This is a genomic window from Ramlibacter lithotrophicus, from assembly GCF_012184415.1.
GTDB classification, from domain to species: Bacteria; Pseudomonadota; Gammaproteobacteria; order Burkholderiales; family Burkholderiaceae_C; genus Ramlibacter; species Ramlibacter lithotrophicus.
In genome coordinates this window covers 141,933-159,306 of sequence record NZ_VTOX01000012.1, presented here as the reverse complement: position 1 = coordinate 159,306, position 17,374 = coordinate 141,933, and the positions used below count along the sequence as shown (strand labels likewise).

Genomic DNA, 17,374 nt, shown 5'->3' with positions numbered 1-17,374 from the left:
AACATGCTCACGTTGATCACTCCTGCTTCCCCTGCTCATTTCCTGAGCAGGCCAGTGTCTACACGTGGGTCAGTTTTGGCCGATCGCGCCCCTCAAAGGTGGGTCAGTTTTCAGTGATCATCAACAGGCGAACACGCTTAACTCGCCGTACTGCTCGCGAGACGCCGTTGCAAGGCACTTGGAAGAGATTAAGTCTCGGCTACCGGATGAGCTTTCAACGATCAATTTCTTTGTCGTGGAGCCAGCAAAGGTTCGCTACTTAGACGGCTCCCAGCCGCTGTTTGGTCAGCAGTTTCAGTCCAAGTTTCCCTCCGTGGATTACGAGCTTTCTGAGGCGGGTAGTTGTCTCGCGCTAGGTCGTGCAACAGCCTCAGTGTTCCATCTGATGCGAGTTATGGAGACTGGGTTGCGCGCAGCTAGTGCCTGCCTTGGGCACTCGGTGTTGGCTTCGACCGATAGGAATTGGGGCGCCATCCTTAGGAACATGCGGGACGCGCGTCAGGCGAAAGGCGGAAAGTGGGCCGAGGCCGATTTGTTCTCAGAGATGTACGCGATGTTGGACGCTGTTAAGAATGCGTGGCGCAATCAAACGATGCACATTGATCAAAAGTACACCGAGGAAGAGGCGGAAATGATCTTCATTGCGGTAAAGCACTTTATGCAGAAGATCGCTTCCCGGATGGACGAGAACGGCCTTCCTCTGGCTTAGACGGCACGACCGCCTTCATCGCCTCTTCAAACCCCGCGCCAGTTTCGTCTGTCTCCAGCTCGCGCGCCGTTTCCTCGAAACGCTTGGATTGCTCCGGGTCGTCCGGTGGCGGTTTAGGTTTTCGGTTTTCTGCCACGTTTATTCCTCCATGGCTCTTCATCAATGAGTCGTTTGATAGGTGAGCCGCTTGCCCTTGACGCCTTGCAGGATCGCCTCGGCGCGATCCCAGTCGTTGAGGCCAAGCTTCATGCGGTGGTTGTACCTGAAATTGAACTCGGAGAGGTAGCGATTCAGGTGATGGTGTGAGCAGTGCTGGTACACGCCGACCATGCCGCGCTTGAAGGTCGAGAAGTAGCCTTCGATGGTGTTGGTGTGGACGGTGGGGTCTTCCTTGGACACGTATTCGCCTGCACCGTGGCGGGTGAAACCGTGACCGCCAGCGAAGTGCTGTGACACGCTCCTGTACTGGCCCGCTTCATCGGTGAGGACGCGGGCGTCGGGCGAAATGTTCGCCTTCAGCAGCGGCAGCAGAGTAGAAGCCTTCAGGTCGTCAATAACCATCGCGCGGGCTTGGCCGGTAGTGCGATCCACCAGCGCAAGCACTTTGTTCTTGTGCTCGTAGCCGCGCCCCTTCTCAGTCCTTTTCGAGGATCACCGCTTCGATCCCTAGCGCCAGCGCGGCGTTCGCGACGGCGAGCCTGCGGTCGTCGTCGGTCAATTGCGTAAAGGCCTGGTTCATTGCCGTGCCACTTCGCGCAGATGGGCGTGCATCCAGACCGGCGTGGCATGGATGTCCTTCAAGACCTCGGCGCGCTGCGCCGCGGGCAGGCGCTGGCGCAGTTGCGCGATGTGCCCGGCCGTGACGTTGCCGGCGCCCAGGCTGCGCAGCGCCTGGATCAACAGACCGCTCAGTCGGCCGGCCGCGGCCATGTTGCGCGGAGTGGTGCGCTTGAGCGTAATCTGGGTGCGGCCCGCCTGCACCGTGCGCGTAGCGCCGTCGGTGAGGATGACCACTTTTGCCGGCACCTGCTCCGACAGGCCCAGCAGGTTGGCCGCGTACACGCCAGTGGGTTGCAGGCGCAAGCCGTCCTTGCGAGCCAGGGCCTGTGAGATGGTTTCGATGTCGGGCCACAGCGTGCCAAGCACGCGGTGCACCCGCGGCACGTCGTAGAGGCCCCGGCCCAGTTGGCGGATGGTGCCTGCCGCCTTGTGGCGCTTGAGCGCCGTGGCCACGGCCGTGCGGCTGCCCAGATCGGTGAAGTCGTGCGGCGTGAACACCCAGCCCGGCCCCTGCGACTCGATGCGCCTGAGAACCTGGGTGTCGACGGATTCGCTATGCTTGCCCATTTATTTTTGCCACAAAAAATAGCATGTATTTGTGGCAAAAACAAGGGGCCGGTATGCGCGCCACCAGTGGCCCGGCGTCGGTCGCGTGAAGAATCAGTGGGTGAATTCTTAACGGACCGGCCTATCTGTCCGAAAAGGGCGCCGGATTTCGGACAGAGGGCGATTACAGCTCGCCGCGAGAAACGCGCTCCTGGAGGTGGGAAAGAGGAAGCACCGCGAGGCCCGCGTCGAATGGGGCGACACCCTCAACAGCCCGGCGCCGGTGGAAGCCGACCGCCTGGTGGGCTTCAACGTGCTCGTAGCCAACCCTCCCACCCTCCCTTCAGCCTCGACAAATGGGGCGGGAAGGAGGTCGAGGCCGACCGCTACAGCCGCTTCTGGCGCGGCATGCCGCCGAAGTCCAAGGGCGACTACGCCTTCATCACCCGACATGATCGAAACCGAGCGTGCGATCTGGTCGATCGGCATGCGGCCACCGCGTAATCAGACGTCCTCGTCGCTCGAGCTGCCGCTGGCGATGAAAGTGGCAAGTCGCGTGGACCATTCGAGGGCGCCTGGATCCACCGCTTCCAGTGCCTCGCACGCGACGCCGCTGGCACCGAACATCTTGACCGCGGCTGCATTGGCGCGCGCGTGATGCATCTTCTCGCGCAGATAGATCACCCTGCGGATCCCGGCCTGGATGATGGCCTGGGCGCAGCGGGGACAGGGAAACTGGGTCGTGTAGATGGTCGCGTCCGTCAAGGGCAGGACGACGCAGTTGAGGGTCGCGTTGATTTCCGCATGGACGACGTAGCTGTGCCGCGAATGGAACGGGTCGTCGTCGTCATCGGCCCAGTAGACCGGGTCCTGGTCGTCGCAACCCCGCGGAAGCCCGTTGTACCCCACGCCGATGATCCGGTTGTCCGGCGTGACGATGCAGGCGCCATTGCGCGTCCTGTGGTCCTTGGAGCGAGCGGACGCCAGCAGGGCAACGCCCATGAACATGGAATGCCAATCGATCAGCGCTACTGGCGGCGCAGCATTCGTGGGGCACATTCTTCTTGCGCAAGGCTCGGTCGTGGGGACGGGCAATCCTAGCACCAGCCCCACCGGCCGGCCGCCGGCATGCGCGCCGGTGCCGGCGGGGCCGGGCCTGGGGGAATTGACGCAAGTCAACCGAAACGGCGCAGGCGCTGACCAGAATGATCCGTACGTGCCGCTGCGGTGAGAGCGGCCAGGCCCTTCCGGTCGCTCCGCCGTGCCGCCAACCCAGACGCTCGCTTCCTCCGGCCTTCCGCCGTCCGACCAGGCCCACGGCCTGCGCGGCATCACGGCCGGCTTCGTGGCCGCCTTGCTGATACTCGCGGCGCTGGGCATCGACGTGCTGGCCAACTCGCTGGAAGTCCGTGCCCTTTCGGCGGAGCGCACCCAGACCCGCAAGCTGCTGGTCGAACTGAACGGGCTGTATTCGGAACTGCAGGAAGCCGAGATTGCGTTGCTGGCGTACCGGTCGACCGGAGACGGTGCGCACCTCGCGGGCGTCGCGGACGCTCGGCAGGTCGCGCACGCCCACCTCGCGGCGCTGCGGCGGCTCGGGCAGGGGCATGCCGCGGCGAATGCCGCGCAGGCCCGCATCGAGCAGCTCGCGCAGCAGCGGCTGGACCAGCTGGCCCGGGCTGCGGCGCCGCCAACGCGTGCCATGGAGGGGGCGCTGCGGGAGCCTCTTCCCGAGGCCGCGACGCTGGGGGCCTTGCGGGTGGCGGTGGGCCGGCACGAGGCGACACTGACCGGCCTGCTGGACGCGCGGACCGCAAATGCCGACGCCAGGCTCCAGCGGGGGCTCGTGATGCTTCCGGCCGCCGGCGCCCTCAGCGTGGGCTTGCTGGTGGCGGGGTTCGCCTGGCTGCGCCGCGAGATCACGCAGCGGCGCCAGGCGGCCGCTGCGCTGCGCGAAGCCAACGCGCAACTGGCCGACGACCTGGTCGAACGGCAGCGCAGCGCGCAGGAGCTGCGCCTCAAGAATGACGAACTGGAAGTGGCGACCGCGCGCGCCCAGGCCGCCGACCGGGTCAAGTCGGCCTTCCTCGCGACGATGTCGCACGAGTTGCGCACGCCGCTGAATTCGATCATCGGGTTCACCGCCATCCTGCTTCAGGACCTTGCCGGTCCGCTCAACGCCGAACAGCGCAAGCAGCTCGAAATGGTGCGCAACAGCTCCAGGCACCTGCTGGGCCTGATCAACGACGTGCTGGACATCTCCAGGATCGAGGCCGGCGAGCTCAAGGTCCAGCGCGAACCGGTGGACCTGAGCGAAGCCATCGACGCGGCGGTCGCCGTGGTGCGGCCGCTGGCCGAACGCAAGCAGCTGGGGCTGGTCGTCAGCGTGGCGCCGCAAGTGCACGCGGTGCTCGGCGACCGCCGGCGCGTCCAGCAGATCCTGCTGAACCTGCTTGGCAACGCGGTGAAGTTCACCGCCGCCGGCGAGATCCGCATCAGCGCGGACCTGCAGCACGGTCGCGCCTGCGTTCGCGTGGCCGACACCGGCGTCGGGATCGCCGCCGACGACCTGGCGCAACTGTTCACGCCGTTCCGGCAGGTGGACACCGGCCTGGCCCGCGAGCAGGAAGGCAGCGGCCTCGGGCTGGCGATCTGCCGCCGGCTGGCCGAGCTCATGGACGGCAGCATGGCCGCGAGCTCGGAGCCGGGCCGGGGCAGTGTCTTTACCCTCACCCTCCCTCTTGCCCCGGGAGCGTCGGCATGACGACCCGCGTGCTGCTGGTCGAGGACAACGAGCAGAATCGTTACCTCGTCACGTTCCTGATGGAGCGCAACGGGTGCCTGGTCACCCACGCCGCCGACGGACCGGCGGCCCTCGCACTCGCGCGCGAGCAGCGGTTCGACGTGATCCTGCTGGACATCCAGCTGCCCGGCATGGACGGCTATGCCGTCGCGCGCGCGCTGCGCGACACCGGTTGCCAGCCTGGCGTGCCGATCGTGGCCGTGACCTCCTACGCGATGAGCGGCGATCGCGAGAAGGCGCTGGCCGCCGGCTGCGACGGCTACATCGAGAAGCCGATCGACATCGACACGTTCATGTCGGAGGTGCGGCGCCACCTGGCTGGCCCGGCCGGGGGGGCGCCATGACGCGGGCGCTCGTCGTCGACGATCGCGCCGAGAACCGGTACCTGCTGCGCGCGGTCCTGCAGGCACGCGGCTGGGCGGTCGACGAGGCGGCCGACGGCGCGCAGGCCCTGGCGAGCGCCCGCGCGACGGTGCCGGACATCGTGGTCTCGGACCTGCTGATGCCGGTGATGGACGGCTACACGCTGCTGCGCCATTGGGAGGCCGACGAGCGGCTGCGCGGCGTGCCGTTCGTGGTGTACACCGCGACCTATACCGATCCCGACGACGAGCGGCTGGCGCGCGACCTCGGGGCCGCGGCGTTCGTCCTCAAGCCCCAGGAACCGCAAGACCTGCTCAGGCTGCTGGACACCGTCCTCGAGCGCCGCTGGCCGGCGCCGCCACTGGCCACCCCCGTGCCCGCCGGCGAGGACCACATGCGCCAGTACAGCGAAGTGCTGGTGCGCAAGCTGGAGGAGAAGACCGCGCAGCTGGAACGGGCCAACCGGCAGCTGGAGACCGACATGGCTGCGCGGCGGCAGGCCGAGGCGCTGGCGGAGTCGGCACGGGCGCAACTGAGCCAGGCCTTCGAGCGGGTGACCGATGCCTTCGTCGCGCTCGACCGCAACTGGTGCTACACGTACGTGAATGCCAAGGCCGGCGAACTGTTCGGGCGCGAGCCGGCGCAGTTGCTCGGCAAGCACATCTGGACCGAGTTCCCCGAAGGCGTAGGCCAGCCTTTCCACCTGGCCTACGAGCGGGCGATGGACGAGCAGAAGCCGCTGCACTTCGAGAGCTACTACGGCCCCTACGACCGCTGGTTCGAGAACGTCGTCTATCCGTCGCCCAACGGATTGTCGATCTACTTCCACGACATCACGGTGCGCAAGGAGGCGGAGGCGGCGCTGCGCGAGAGCGAGGAGCGCCTGCGGCTGGCGCTGGACGCCGCGCACATGGGCACCTACGACTGGGACATCCCGACCGGCCGCATCATCTGGTCGCGGCGGCACGAGGCCTTGTGGGGATATGCGGCGGGCGAGTTCGACGGCACCTACGCGTCCTTCGGCGCGCGGGTCCACCCGCAGGACCTGGCGGCAATGAACGCCGAGGTGAGCCGCTGCATGGTGGCGCGGGAACCTTTCACCCATGAGTTTCGCGTCGTCTGGCCCGACGGCAGCGTGCACTGGATCGAAGGTTGCGGCGAATTCGAGTTCGACGCGGCCGGCACGGCGGTGCGGATGCGCGGGGTGGCCACCGAGATCACGGCGCGCAAGCAGGCGCAGGAGCGCGACCGCCAACAGCTGGCGGAGCTGCGGCGTTGGCACGAGCTGACGGTGGGCCGGGAGGAGCGGGTGGCCGAGCTCAAGGCGACCGTCGACCGGCTGCTGGCGGCCCGCGGGCTGCCGCCGCGGTTCGGCGGCGCCGCGGCGGCCGCGGCCGACACGGACGGTGCCTGCGAACCGCCGGCCGCGGACAACGGGCGGTCACGCCTGGCCTTGCTGAACCTGCTGGACGACCAGCGGCGAGCCGTCGAAGCCCTGCGCAGGAGCGAGGCCGGGCTGCGGCTGGCGCAGGCGCGAGCCAGCATCGGCAGCTGGGAGTTGGATCTGGCGCATGCGAGCGTTGCCTGCTCCGACGAAATGCGCCGGTTGTTCCGCTGCGGCCCGCCCGCCGGACCGGTGCCGCTGGCGGAGCTGGCCCATGCCCTGCTCCCGGCCGACCGCTGCGCGCTGGCGCCCGGCGGCGTGTGGTCGCTGCAGGAGCCGCGCGCGGCGCGCCAGCAGCTGCGCGTGCGCGACCCCGACGGCACGATCACCTGGATCGAGTGCAAGGGCGAAACCGAGCTTGGCCAGGACGGACGCCCGGTGCGTGTCAGCGGCACGGCGCAGGACGTCACGGAGCGCCAGCACCTGCTGGAGCGGCTGGCCGAGTCGAACGAGCAGCTGCGGGCGCTCGCCGCCCGCATGGACCGACTGCGGGAGGAAGAGTCCAGCCGGCTCTCGCGCGAGTTGCACGACGAGCTCGGCCAGGCCCTGGCCGGCCTGAAGCTGGACCTGGCCACGCTGCACGCGCGGCTGGCGGCCGACGAACCCGCGGCCGCCGAGCGCATCCGCGGCATGCAGGCCCAGATCGATGGCCTGGTCCGTACCACGCGCGACATCGCGCGCCGGCTGCGTCCGCGGGTGCTGGACGACCTGGGCCTGCTGCCGGCGCTCGAGGCGCAGGCCGGCGAGATCTGCCGGCGCATGGGCGCACGCTACGAGCTCGTGAGCGACGTGCCCAACGAAGCCCTGGCCGACCCGGCGCTGGCGACGGCCGTCTACCGCGTGGTGCAGGAGGCGCTGACCAACATCGCGCGCCATGCCGCCGCCACCCGGGTCGACATCGCCGTCCTGGGCCAGCCGGGCTGGCTCACGGTCGAGGTCAGGGACAATGGCAAGGGGCTGGCGCAGCCAACCCATCCCGGCCGCGCCACCCTCGGCCTGCTGGGCATGCAGGAGCGCGCGGCGGCGGTCGGAGGGCAGGTGACGGTCGAGGGCTTTCCCGGCCAGGGCACGGTCGTCACGCTGCGGGTGCCGCTGGGAACACGAACGGAGGCCGCGTGATCCGCATCATCATCTGTGACGACCACGCCATCGTGCGGCGAGGATTGCGGGAACTGTTCGAGGCCGAACCCGACATGCAGGTGGTCGCCGAGGCCGGCGACACCCGCGAGTTGCTGGATGGACTGGCGCGCCAGCCGTGCGACGTGCTGGTGCTGGACATCACCATGCCGGGCCGGGCGGGACTGGACGTCCTGCCGCAGCTGCGTGCGCGCCACGAGGGCCTGCGGGTCCTGATGGTGACCATGCATCCGGAAGACCAGTTCGCCCTGCGGGCGCTGCGGTCGGGCGCGTCCGGCTATCTCACCAAGGACAGCGCGCCCGAGGACCTGGTGCGGGCCGTGCGCCGCATCGCCCAGGGGGGCCGCTACATCAGCGAAACGCTGGCCGACCGGCTGGCCGAGGAGGTGCAGGGCGGCGGCGCCGTGCGGCCGGCGCACGAACGCCTGTCGGAGCGCGAATTCGAGGTGTTGCGCGGTATCGCCTCGGGGCGCACCGTCGGCGAGATCGCGACCACCCTGTTCCTGAGTTCCAACACCGTCAGCTCGTACCGGGCGCGGCTGCTGCAGAAGCTCGGGCTGCACAGCAACGCGGAACTGATGCACTACGCCATCACCAACCGGCTGGTGGACTGAAGGCGCCGCCCGCCGCGCCGCCGCGCCGCCGCGCCGTTCCCGGCAGCCCGTGTAGGGCAAACAGCGGCAAGGCGAACACGGCCGCCACTACACCACAAACACCGCCCGCGCGGCATCCCCGGCGCCCCGCCTGCCGCACGATCACGCCATCCGATCGCGATCCGTGCGCGATCGACTGGAGGGGTGATGAAGGCGTTGTTGGTCGCCGCCGATGCGGCACTGCGAAAGAACCTGCCGCTCGTGATGGCCGGGGCGGCGGTGGACCTGGTGCTTGCGCGCGACGCCGACGAGGCGCGGCAGCTGGCCGGCGAGCAGCGGTTCGACGCAGCCATCGTCGACCTCGGCGCACCGGGGCACGCGGGACTGAGCCTGCTGCGGCAGGCGCGCGCGGCGCTGCCGGGCGTTCCGCTCGCCGCCATCGCCATGCGCATCTACGCCGAGTACCGCGCGGCCTGCCTGGCCGCCGGCGCGGACGTCTTCATGGACAAGTCCGGCGACCTCCAGGACCTGGGGCGGATCGTGCGTTTGATGGCGCTGCAGTGCGTCGGAAAGAAGCAGGGATGAGATGGAGCGGATCGTGGATCATGTGAGCAGCCAGCGCCAGCGCCCGCGCCCGCGGCCGGTGGTGCTGGTGGTGGCACGCTCGCCGCAGGCCGTGGACGCCGCGCGCGAGGCACTGGGAGCGCAGCACATCGTGCTGGGGGCGCGATCGGGCGGGCGGGCCATCGCCCTGGCCGCGCAGGAGCCGCGCCCGCACCTGGTGGTGCTGGACGAGGACCTGCCGGACATGGCGGCGCTGGCGGTGCTCGAAGCGCTGCACGGCGACTCCCGGACGCGGGACGTCCCCGTCGTCTTCACCGGAACGCAGGCGACGTTCGACCGGCTGTGCCGGTTCGTGGGCTGCCTGGCGGACTTCATTGTCCAGCCGGTGGGCGCCGAGGTGCTGAAAGCGCGCGTCCGGCTGCACCTGGACCTGCAGCGGCTGCGCGAGGACCTGCGCGAGCGGGAATGCGCCCTGCAGCGGGAGGCCGCGCGCGGGGCCGGGCTGGAAGCGTCGCTGGACGCGGCCAACAGCGACCTCGCCGCGATCGGCTACAGCGTCTCGCACGACCTGCGCGCGCCGCTCGCGACGCTTTCGGCGTTCGCTTCGTCGCTGCTGCCGGAGCAGGCGAGCCTGTCGGAAAAGGGCCGCGACCGGCTGGACCGCATCGTCACGGCCTCCCGGCGCCTGCGCGACACCGTCGACGACGTCCTGCGGTATTGCGGTGCGGCCCATGCGCCGATGTGCATCCAGCCGGTGGACCTCGCGGACATCGCCGATGACGTCATCGCCGAACTCGGCGCCGGCACGGACACCCGGTTCAGCGTGGAGCCGCTGCCGCGGGTTCGTGCAGACCGGACCATGATGCGCGAGATCATGGAGAACCTGGTCGGCAACGCCATCAAGTTCTCGGCTTGCCGCGCCGACGCGCGCGTGGAGATCCAGGCGCACACCGCCGGCGAGCTGGCGCAGATCGTGGTGCGTGACAACGGGATCGGGTTCGACATGGGCTATCGCGACAAGCTGTTCCGGCTGTTCCAGCGGCTGCATCCCCAGGCCGAATTCCCCGGCTCCGGTGTCGGGCTGGCGGTCGTCCAGCGCCTGGTCACCCGGCAGGGCGGGGACGTGGCGGCGGACTCGGTGGCGGGCGGCTGGACCAGCTTCAGCTTCAGCGTGCCGCTCTGCCAGCCGGCGTGGAGCACGGCCTGCGCCGCCGACCGGGCCGCCGGGGGGACGCTACGATGAAGCGCGATCTTTCCACCCCGCTGGTGCGGCTCGTGCTGGCCGACGACCACCACCTCGTGCGCCGGGGCTTGAACGCGCTGCTGTCGTCGATCGCGGGTGTCGAGGTGATCGCGGAAGCGGGCGAGGGCGCTGAACTGGTGAGCCTGGTCGACAGCCTCCGTCCCGACCTGGTGATCACCGACCTGTCGATGCCCGGCATGGACGGCATGGCGGCCCTGGGCGAGATCCACCGCCGCCATCCCGCGATCCCGGTGCTGGTGCTCTCGATGACCGACGCCTGCGAAACCATCCGGCGCGCCATCGAGGGTGGCGCGTGCGGCTATCTCCTGAAGGGCGGGCCGCAATTCGAACTGGAACAGGCGATCCGCAGCGTGATGACCAGGGGCAGCTACTTCAGTCCCGGGATCGCGCAGCGGCTGCTGCAGCCGTCGGACCCGACGCCCGCCGACGAATTGACCGAGCGCCAGCTCGAGGTGCTGAAGCTGCTTGCCAGTGGCCGGGCCGCCAAGGAAATCGCCTTCGAGCTCGGCTTGAGCGTCAAGACCGTGGACGTCCACCGGGCGAGGATCATGGAGCGCCTGAACATCAAGGGCGTCGCCGGTCTGACCCTCTACGCGGTGCGCAAGGGCCTCATCGTGCCCTGAGGCGGACCGGCGTCAGCGCCGCACCGCCGTCCGCGCCGCCGCCAGGTCCCAGCCGGCCCAGCCGCAGCTCTTGAACAGCACGGGCCCCCCGCGCGCTGCCTGCTCGCCCAGCACGATCTGCCGCAGCGTCGGAAAGCCGGCCGGCTCCAGGCCGGCCTGCAGCAGGTCGCCGGCCTCGTGCTGCGCTTCGGGCGTGTCGACGACGACCTGGCCGTGCGCCGCGCAATGCCGGCACAGGTCGGGGCCGAGCTCGATCATCCGCGGCGTGAAGGAGCCGACGGCGGCGATGAAGACGTCGTCGCGCGGCCGTGACTTGAGCACCACGCCGTCGGCCGGCGTGCAGGTCACCACCAGCGGACATTCGGGCAGCACCGCGTTGGGGTCGTGGACCACGGTGGCGTCGAGCCCGAGATCCTTGGCGTGCGCGACCAGCGACAGCGCGCTGCCCACCCGCCGCGACGCGACGAACACCCGCTGCAGGGGCAGGCCCTCGGCAAACGCCTCCAGGTGCGCGCGTCCCTGGGCGCCGGCCCCGACGATCAGCAGCGGCCCTTGCGGCACCGCCGCAAGCTGCTGCGCGGCCAGCAGCGAGACGGCGGCCGTGCGCCGCGCCGTCACCGTCGGGCCGTCCAGCACCAGCAGGCGTTCGCCGGTGGCGACGTCGAAGACGACCACGTCGCCCTGGATCGCCGGCCGCGCCGTGCCGGCGTTGGCCGGCGTGAACGTGATCAGCTTGGTGATGGCGATGCGCGCGTCGAACGCCGGCATCACGAAGAGGCTGCCGCCGCCGGGCAGGGGCTGCACCAGCCGCTCGGGCACCTGCACCGCCTCATCCGCGAACAGGGCGCGCACCTGCCGCGCGAGCTCTCCGTACGGAAGGCGCGCCGCGGTCTGGCTGGCGTCGAGCAGGTTGTTCATGTGGCGCGCTCCTTTGGTTCGTGCTGGGATTTTGTCCTACAGCAGCTCAGGCCAAAGACGGTAACGCCACCGTGGCGCCGATTTCTAGGATCGCTGCAACCTCCAAGGAGCTTCGATGCCGTCCCGTCCGACCCCCCAACCCGCCGTCCTGCCCCGCGACCAGGCATTCTGGCTCGGTGCCACCGTGCTGGTGCTGGGTCAGCTCGTGGCGTTCTGGATGCTGTGCAGCCAGCAGGTGCGCAAGGCCGAGGTCCGCAACGCGGCGATGCAGGTCGAGCGCCTCGCACTGGCCGATTGCCTGCGCTACGTGCCGCATGCCACCCTGACCAGCTGCGCGCAGCGCGTCGCGCCGCTCGACGGGCGGGCGCTGGCCGGCGCACGGGCGAACGCGGCGCCGGGCGTCGTTCCGGTCAATTACGTGTACCAGTAAGGACACCGGACGTCCCGTGTGCGCGTCCTTTGCGTGTTCCGCGCGGAGGTCCGGATTTCGACCCTCGCCACGCGGCGCCCGCCGATGGCTCAGCGGGACGGCGTCCGACAGCAGGCGGGCATGCGGGCCGACTGCCGGGGCGCGAGCCGCTGCCTAGCATGAATGCACGTCCGATGAAAAGGGGAGCGCCATGCATCACATCGTCGACACCCGCCTGCCGCGTGAAGCCAGCCAGCCGTCGCTGGATGCGTCGGACGACTTCGACGTGTACGGCGGCACGCGCTACTGCCCGACGGAACTGCTGGCCGCGTTCGCGCTGCTGATGGCCGGGCACGGGCGCTGCATCAACACCTCCATGATGCTGGGCGACCGCGAATACGCGATGTGGCAACTGGCCCGCGCGCACACGCTGGGCGACCGCGAACTGCGCGCGGCCGCCGCCCGCCTCTTTGCCTATTTCGACGACGAGCGGGCCCCCGTCCCGGCCGGCCTGCGCGCCTGATCAGAACTCCGCGCCTTCCACCAGGAAGCGCACCCGGCGCACGCCCTGCCATTCGTCGGCGTCGAGCCGGAAGGCGAGCCTGACCCGCGCCGGCAGCGGCTCGGTGCGGCCGAACCAGATGCCGTCCACGGGCTGGCCCTGGTGCTTGAGCTTGAGCTGCAGGTGCTTGTCGGCGACCAGCCGCTGCGAAACGATCTCCACCACCTCACTGAACACCGGCGGCGCGAAGCCCTGGCCCCAGACCGCGTGGTGCAGCGTGTCCACCAGGTCGGGCCGGCGGTACTCGGGCGCCAGCGGGCCGTCGGTGTCGAGGCGGCGCGACAGCGTGGCTGCGTCCAGCCACTCCTGCGCGACGCGGGCCAGCGCTTCCTCGAAGACGTCCAGGTGTTCCTCGGCAATGGTGCAGCCGGCCGCCATCGCGTGGCCGCCAAAGCGCACCAGCACGCCCGGATGGCGCTTGGCCACCAGGTCCAGCGCGTCGCGCAGGTGAAAGCCGGGGATCGAACGGCCTGAGCCTTTCAGCTCGTGCTCGCGCCCCGGCGCCTGGCTGGCCGCGAACACGAACACCGGCCGGTGCAGCCGCTCCCTGACGCGCGAGGCGACGATGCCCACCACGCCTTCGTGGAAGTCGGGATCGAACACGCACACCGCCGGCGGCGGCTCCTCCCCCGGTTCGAACAGGCCGTCGACGATCTCCATCGCCTGCTCGCGCATGCCGCTTTCGATGTCGCGCCGCTCGCGGTTGATCGCGTCCAGCGCCCGCGCGAGTTCGTCGGCCCGCGTCGCGTCGTCGGTCAGCAGGCATTCGATGCCCAGCGTCATGTCCGACAACCGTCCCGCCGCGTTGATGCGCGGCCCCAGGGCGAAGCCGAAATCGAAGGTCGTGGCCGCGCGCGGCTCGCGCCCGGCGACGGCGAAGAGACTGGACAGGCCGCAGGGCAGCGCGCCGGCCCGGATGCGCCTGAGCCCCTGCGCGACCAGGCGCCGGTTGTTGGGACAGAGCCGCACCACGTCGGCCACGGTGCCGAGCGCCACCAGCGGCAGCAGCGCGTCCAGCTTCGGCTGGTCCTGCGGCGTGAAGACGCCGCGCCGGCGCAGCTCCGAACGCAGGGCGAGCAGGACGTAGAACATCACGCCGACGCCGGCGATCGACTTGCTGTCGAAGGTGCAGCCCGGCTGGTTGGGATTGACGATCACGGCGGCGTCGGGCAACTGCGGACCGGGCAGGTGATGGTCGGTCACCAGCACCTTCAGGCCCAGGGCGTTGGCGGCCGCCACCCCTTCGACGCTCGCGATGCCGTTGTCTACGGTGACCAGGACGTCAGCGCCGCGCTCCTTCACCCGCTGGGCGATCGCCGGCGTCAGGCCGTAGCCGTCGGCGACACGGTCCGGCACCAGGTAGTCGACGTGCGCTGCGCCGAGCAGGCGCAGGCCGCGCACGCCCACCGCGCAGGCCGTGGCGCCGTCGCAGTCGTAGTCGGCGACGATGCACAGCCGCTGCCCGGCGGCGATGCAGTCCGCCAGCAGCACGGCGGCTTGGCCCAGGCCTTTCATGCCGTCCGGCGGCAACAGGCGCGCCAGGCCGTCGTCGAGTTCGTCCATCCCCACCACGCCGCGCGCGGCGAACAGGCGCGCCAGCAACGGATGCACGCCGCCTTGCTCCAGGGCCCAGGCCGCCCGCGGCGGGATGTCGCGCACGACGATCTTCACAGGGCCTCCAGTTCGACGGCGGCGCGCGCGCCGCCGAACATTCCGCCGAGGCGGCGCAGCCAGCCGCCGCCGGCACTGGTCCACGACCGCGCGCTGCGTTCGCCGGCCAGCGTGAGCGTCACGGGTCGGCCGGAGGAGAGCGACTGCAGCAGGGCCGCGCCCTCGCGCGCGTCGATCTCGCGCCACGCCGCCGCCCACGCGGCCCAGTCGCCCGCCAGTGCCGGGCCGCGCAATGCGTCGGCCACCGTCAGTGACTGCGGAAGCGCGGTCGCGCCCGCAGGCAAGGCGCCGGTGCCGCTCACCCAGAAGGAGTTGACCGGTGGCAGCCCGCGCTGCTGGCGCTGGTCGTTGGCTTCGCTGGTATAGAGCAGCATCTGCACTTCCTGCTGCAGCCGCCGCACCGGACCGGCCCCGGCCACGCGCGGCAGCCAGTCGTCCACCTTGCGGCCGATCACGCGATCCAGGGAGGCCGCCGGGAAGTCGCGGAAGATCTCGCCGCGCGCGAGCCACAGGGTCGGCGCGGAGTAGTCCAGCGCGATGCCGTCCTCCTCGAAGAACGGCCGCACGGCCGCCAGCAGCGCGCGGGACTCTGGTTCGTCCAGCGCCAGTCCCGCCGGATCGTCCATGGCGACATGGTCGCTGCCGACGCGCCAGTGGCAAGGCGTGATCCGTGCCCAGGCCGCGCCGCCCGGATCGCCGCCCCCCTGCTTCACTTGCCACGCGGCCCACGCAATGCGGCCGTCGGCCGGCGCGAGCCCGCAGGCGCGCGCCAGCACGCGCTCGTGCGGCAGCGAGAGGGAGGTTTCGGTCTCGGAGTCGGATTCGCCGGGGACAAGCCGCGCGAGCAGTTGTTCGAGGCGGGGCAGGGACAAACCGCTTAGCGCCTCACGGCATCCGGGTTCCCGCGATGAGGCGAAAGGTATCAACAAGTGGGCGCTGTCCGACATTGCCCGTATTGTCGGGGATGCCACAATCGCGGCCACCGAATATGCAGATCCCTTACGAGCTCGTTCTGGGCTGGCGCTACACGCGCGCCGGCCGCGCCACCCGGCGCAACGGCTTCATCTCCTTCATTTCCGGGGTGTCCATGCTGGGGATCGCCCTGGGCGTGGCCGCCCTGATCATCGTGCTGTCGGTGATGAACGGCTTCCAGAAAGAGGTGCGCGACCGCATGCTGGGCGTGGTGTCGCACATCGAGATCTTCGGCCCGGGCGGCGGGGTGCTGGAGGACCTGCAGCGGACGATGACCGAAGCGCGGCGCCACCCGCAGGTGGTCGGCGCGGCGCCGTTCGTTTCGGCGCAGGCGCTGGTGGCGCGCGGCGAGGACATGCGCGGCGCGATCGTGCGCGGCATCGATCCGGCGCACGAGCACGAGGTGACCGACCTGGCGGCCGGCATGCGGCCGGTGCTCGAGCGGCTGGTCCCGGGTGAGTTCGGCGTGGTGCTGGGTGCCGAACTGGCGCGGCAACTGGGCGTGCGCGAGGGCGACCCGCTGACGCTGATCGCACCGAGCGGGCAGGTGACGCCGGCCGGCGTGGTGCCGCGCCTGAAGCAGATGAAGGTCGTGGGCACGTTCGACTCGGGCCATTTCGAATACGACAGCGGGCTGGTGCTGCTGCACCAGGAGGACGCGCAGCGCATCTTCCGGCTGGAAGGGCCGACCGGCATCCGGCTGAAGCTCAGGGACCTGAACCAGGCGCGCGAGGTGGCGGCGGAACTGGGACGCACGCTGACCGGCGAATTCCTGATCCGCGACTGGACGCGCCAGAACCGCACCTGGTTCGCCGCGGTGCAGGTGGAGAAGCGCATGATGTTCATCATCCTGACGCTGATCGTGGCCGTCGCCGCCTTCAACCTGGTGAGCACGCTGGTGATGACCGTCACCGACAAGCGGGCCGACATCGCGATCCTGCGCACGCTGGGCGCGAGCCCGTCTAGCATCATGGGCATCTTCGTCGTGCAGGGCGCCACCGTGGGCGTGATCGGCACGCTGGGCGGGCTGCTGCTCGGCCTGGGGATCGCCATGAACATCGACGTGATCGTCCCGGCGCTGGAGCAGGCGCTCAATGCCAGCTTCCTGCCCAAGGACATCTACCTGATCAGCAAGATGCCGTCCGACCCGCGCAGCGACGACATCGTGCCGATCGCGCTGATCTCGCTGGGCCTGGCCTTCGTCGCGACGATCTACCCGAGCTGGCGCGCGAGCCGCGTCAATCCGGCGGAGGCGCTGCGCTATGAGTGACGTGGTCCTCGCCGCCCGCGGCATCACCAAGCGCTTTGCCGAGGGCGGACTCGACGTCGAGGTGCTCAAGGGCGTCGACCTGCAGGTGCATGCCGGCGAGACGGTCGCCATCGTGGGTGCTTCGGGCTCCGGCAAGAGTACGCTGCTGCATCTGCTGGGCGGGCTGGACTCGCCCAGCGGCGGCACCGTGGAGTTGATGGGGCAGGAGTTCACGCAGCTCGATGCGGCCGCGCAAGGCCGCGTGCGCAACCGGCACCTCGGCTTCGTCTACCAGTTCCACCACCTGCTGCCGGAGTTCAGCGCCCTGGACAACGTGGGCATGCCGCTGCGCATCCGGCGCGAGACGCCGGAGCAGTGCGCGAGCCAGGCACGCGAAGCGCTGGCGGCGGTGGGACTGACGGAGCGCGTGCGGCACCGGCCGGCGCAGCTGTCCGGCGGCGAGCGCCAGCGCGTCGCCATCGCCCGTGCGCTGGTCACGCGCCCGGCCTGCGTGATGGCCGACGAGCCCACCGGCAACCTCGATCGCAGCACGGCCGACGTGGTGTTCGACCTGATGCTGCAGCTCGCGCGCGACCGAGGCACCGCCTTCATCCTGGTCACGCACGACGAGACGCTGGCCGCGCGCTGCGGCCGCGTGCTGCGCCTGAGCGGCGGCCTGCTGGGCTGAGTGTCGCCGACCCGATAGCGGGCGCGGCGCCTGCCGCCCGCTCATTGCACAATCGGCTGCGCATCCGTTGTCCGACCAG

The 17,374-nt window shown here is 70.1% G+C and carries 17 protein-coding genes and 1 pseudogene; 12 read left to right on the top strand and 6 right to left on the bottom strand.

Annotated elements, in window-relative coordinates; all coding sequences use genetic code 11:
• Positions 1 to 178: 178 nt before the first annotated feature.
• Positions 179 to 709 (top strand): hypothetical protein, encoded by a 531-nt coding sequence (locus tag RAMLITH_RS23860; protein ID WP_168109968.1) that lies wholly within the window; start codon positions 179 to 181, stop codon positions 707 to 709.
• A 159-nt stretch (positions 710 to 868) separates the two neighbouring features.
• On the opposite strand, the pseudogene RAMLITH_RS23855 reads toward RAMLITH_RS23860, so the two are convergent.
• The 3 genes and pseudogenes from RAMLITH_RS23855 to RAMLITH_RS23840 form a co-directional block, all read right to left on the bottom strand.
• Positions 869 to 1,342, bottom strand: a pseudogene (locus RAMLITH_RS23855) (IS1595 family transposase); the annotation flags it as partial.
• Positions 1,343 to 1,444: 102 nt separating this feature from the next.
• A complete protein-coding gene (locus tag RAMLITH_RS23850) occupies positions 1,445 to 2,056 on the bottom strand; it encodes a DUF6088 family protein (RefSeq protein WP_168109967.1) in 612 nt (203 codons plus the stop codon).
• 483 nt (positions 2,057 to 2,539) lie between these two features.
• A complete protein-coding gene (locus RAMLITH_RS23840) occupies positions 2,540 to 3,037 on the bottom strand; it encodes a deoxycytidylate deaminase (RefSeq protein WP_238344360.1) in 498 nt (165 codons plus the stop codon).
• Between the two features lie 259 nt (positions 3,038 to 3,296).
• Here RAMLITH_RS23840 and RAMLITH_RS26240 point away from each other — a divergent pair, with 259 nt between their 5' ends.
• The 7 genes from RAMLITH_RS26240 to RAMLITH_RS23805 all read left to right on the top strand — a co-directional run bounded on the left by RAMLITH_RS26240 (position 3,297) and on the right by RAMLITH_RS23805 (position 10,826).
• On the top strand, positions 3,297 to 4,799 hold the full coding sequence (locus RAMLITH_RS26240) for an ATP-binding protein (protein ID WP_202883325.1): 1,503 nt from the start codon (positions 3,297 to 3,299) through the stop codon (positions 4,797 to 4,799).
• The gene (locus tag RAMLITH_RS23830) at positions 4,796 to 5,182 is read left to right on the top strand and encodes a response regulator (RefSeq protein WP_168109965.1); all 387 of its coding nucleotides are present in this window, start codon (positions 4,796 to 4,798) and stop codon (positions 5,180 to 5,182) included. The genes RAMLITH_RS26240 and RAMLITH_RS23830 overlap by 4 nt, the downstream gene beginning before the upstream one ends.
• A complete protein-coding gene (locus RAMLITH_RS23825) occupies positions 5,179 to 7,764 on the top strand; it encodes a PAS domain-containing protein (RefSeq protein ID WP_168109964.1) in 2,586 nt (861 codons plus the stop codon). The genes RAMLITH_RS23830 and RAMLITH_RS23825 overlap by 4 nt, the downstream gene beginning before the upstream one ends.
• Entirely contained in the window at positions 7,761 to 8,396 is a 636-nt protein-coding gene (locus tag RAMLITH_RS23820) for a response regulator (protein WP_168109963.1), read from the top strand. The genes RAMLITH_RS23825 and RAMLITH_RS23820 overlap by 4 nt, the downstream gene beginning before the upstream one ends.
• 186 nt (positions 8,397 to 8,582) lie before the next feature.
• Entirely contained in the window at positions 8,583 to 8,960 is a 378-nt protein-coding gene (locus RAMLITH_RS23815) for a response regulator (protein ID WP_168109962.1), read from the top strand.
• A gap of 13 nt (positions 8,961 to 8,973) precedes the next feature.
• Positions 8,974 to 10,182 (top strand): ATP-binding protein, encoded by a 1,209-nt coding sequence (locus tag RAMLITH_RS23810; protein WP_168109961.1) that lies wholly within the window; start codon positions 8,974 to 8,976, stop codon positions 10,180 to 10,182.
• On the top strand, positions 10,179 to 10,826 hold the full coding sequence (locus RAMLITH_RS23805; RefSeq protein WP_168109960.1) for a response regulator transcription factor: 648 nt from the start codon (positions 10,179 to 10,181) through the stop codon (positions 10,824 to 10,826). The genes RAMLITH_RS23810 and RAMLITH_RS23805 overlap by 4 nt, the downstream gene beginning before the upstream one ends.
• 12 nt (positions 10,827 to 10,838) lie before the next feature.
• On the opposite strand, the gene RAMLITH_RS23800 is transcribed toward RAMLITH_RS23805, so the two are convergent.
• Complete coding sequence (locus tag RAMLITH_RS23800) at positions 10,839 to 11,744, bottom strand: delta(1)-pyrroline-2-carboxylate reductase family protein (RefSeq protein WP_168109959.1); 906 nt, start codon at positions 11,742 to 11,744, stop codon at positions 10,839 to 10,841.
• Positions 11,745 to 11,859: 115 nt separating this feature from the next.
• Between RAMLITH_RS23800 and RAMLITH_RS23795 the strand changes: the two genes are divergently transcribed.
• Both RAMLITH_RS23795 and RAMLITH_RS23790 read left to right on the top strand, forming a co-directional pair.
• A complete protein-coding gene (locus RAMLITH_RS23795) occupies positions 11,860 to 12,174 on the top strand; it encodes a hypothetical protein (RefSeq protein WP_168109958.1) in 315 nt (104 codons plus the stop codon).
• A gap of 190 nt (positions 12,175 to 12,364) precedes the next feature.
• A complete protein-coding gene (locus tag RAMLITH_RS23790; protein WP_168109957.1) occupies positions 12,365 to 12,676 on the top strand; it encodes a hypothetical protein in 312 nt (103 codons plus the stop codon).
• Here the strand turns inward: RAMLITH_RS23790 and recJ are convergent, their stop codons facing one another.
• Together recJ and RAMLITH_RS23780 are read right to left on the bottom strand one after the other, a co-directional pair.
• A complete protein-coding gene (gene recJ, locus RAMLITH_RS23785; RefSeq protein WP_168109956.1) occupies positions 12,677 to 14,386 on the bottom strand; it encodes a single-stranded-DNA-specific exonuclease RecJ in 1,710 nt (569 codons plus the stop codon).
• Complete coding sequence (locus RAMLITH_RS23780) at positions 14,383 to 15,258, bottom strand: phosphoglycerate mutase (protein WP_337786202.1); 876 nt, start codon at positions 15,256 to 15,258, stop codon at positions 14,383 to 14,385. The genes recJ and RAMLITH_RS23780 overlap by 4 nt, the downstream gene beginning before the upstream one ends.
• Positions 15,259 to 15,374: 116 nt before the next feature.
• On the opposite strand from RAMLITH_RS23780, the gene RAMLITH_RS23775 reads away from it, so the two are divergent.
• Both RAMLITH_RS23775 and RAMLITH_RS23770 read left to right on the top strand, forming a co-directional pair.
• The gene (locus tag RAMLITH_RS23775) at positions 15,375 to 16,628 is read left to right on the top strand and encodes a lipoprotein-releasing ABC transporter permease subunit (protein ID WP_168109954.1); all 1,254 of its coding nucleotides are present in this window, start codon (positions 15,375 to 15,377) and stop codon (positions 16,626 to 16,628) included.
• Positions 16,621 to 17,295, top strand: a complete 675-nt coding sequence (locus RAMLITH_RS23770; protein WP_168109953.1) for an ABC transporter ATP-binding protein — start codon at positions 16,621 to 16,623, stop codon at positions 17,293 to 17,295. The genes RAMLITH_RS23775 and RAMLITH_RS23770 overlap by 8 nt, the downstream gene beginning before the upstream one ends.
• The last annotated feature ends 79 nt before the right edge of the window (positions 17,296 to 17,374 follow it).

What these genes read in the sequence shown, in the direction of transcription:
- RAMLITH_RS23850 (WP_168109967.1), bottom strand. Translation starts at nt 2,056, where the DNA reads ATGGGCAAGCATAGCGAATCCGTCGACACCCAGGTTCTCAGGCGCATC.
- RAMLITH_RS23840 (WP_238344360.1), bottom strand. Translation starts at nt 3,037, where the DNA reads ATGGGCGTTGCCCTGCTGGCGTCCGCTCGCTCCAAGGACCACAGGACG.
- RAMLITH_RS23830 (WP_168109965.1), top strand. Translation starts at nt 4,796, where the DNA reads ATGACGACCCGCGTGCTGCTGGTCGAGGACAACGAGCAGAATCGTTAC.
- RAMLITH_RS23825 (WP_168109964.1), top strand. Translation starts at nt 5,179, where the DNA reads ATGACGCGGGCGCTCGTCGTCGACGATCGCGCCGAGAACCGGTACCTG.
- RAMLITH_RS23815 (WP_168109962.1), top strand. Translation starts at nt 8,583, where the DNA reads ATGAAGGCGTTGTTGGTCGCCGCCGATGCGGCACTGCGAAAGAACCTG.
- RAMLITH_RS23805 (WP_168109960.1), top strand. Translation starts at nt 10,179, where the DNA reads ATGAAGCGCGATCTTTCCACCCCGCTGGTGCGGCTCGTGCTGGCCGAC.
- RAMLITH_RS23800 (WP_168109959.1), bottom strand. Translation starts at nt 11,744, where the DNA reads ATGAACAACCTGCTCGACGCCAGCCAGACCGCGGCGCGCCTTCCGTAC.
- RAMLITH_RS23795 (WP_168109958.1), top strand. Translation starts at nt 11,860, where the DNA reads ATGCCGTCCCGTCCGACCCCCCAACCCGCCGTCCTGCCCCGCGACCAG.
- RAMLITH_RS23790 (WP_168109957.1), top strand. Translation starts at nt 12,365, where the DNA reads ATGCATCACATCGTCGACACCCGCCTGCCGCGTGAAGCCAGCCAGCCG.
- RAMLITH_RS23775 (WP_168109954.1), top strand. Translation starts at nt 15,375, where the DNA reads ATGCAGATCCCTTACGAGCTCGTTCTGGGCTGGCGCTACACGCGCGCC.
- RAMLITH_RS23770 (WP_168109953.1), top strand. Translation starts at nt 16,621, where the DNA reads ATGAGTGACGTGGTCCTCGCCGCCCGCGGCATCACCAAGCGCTTTGCC.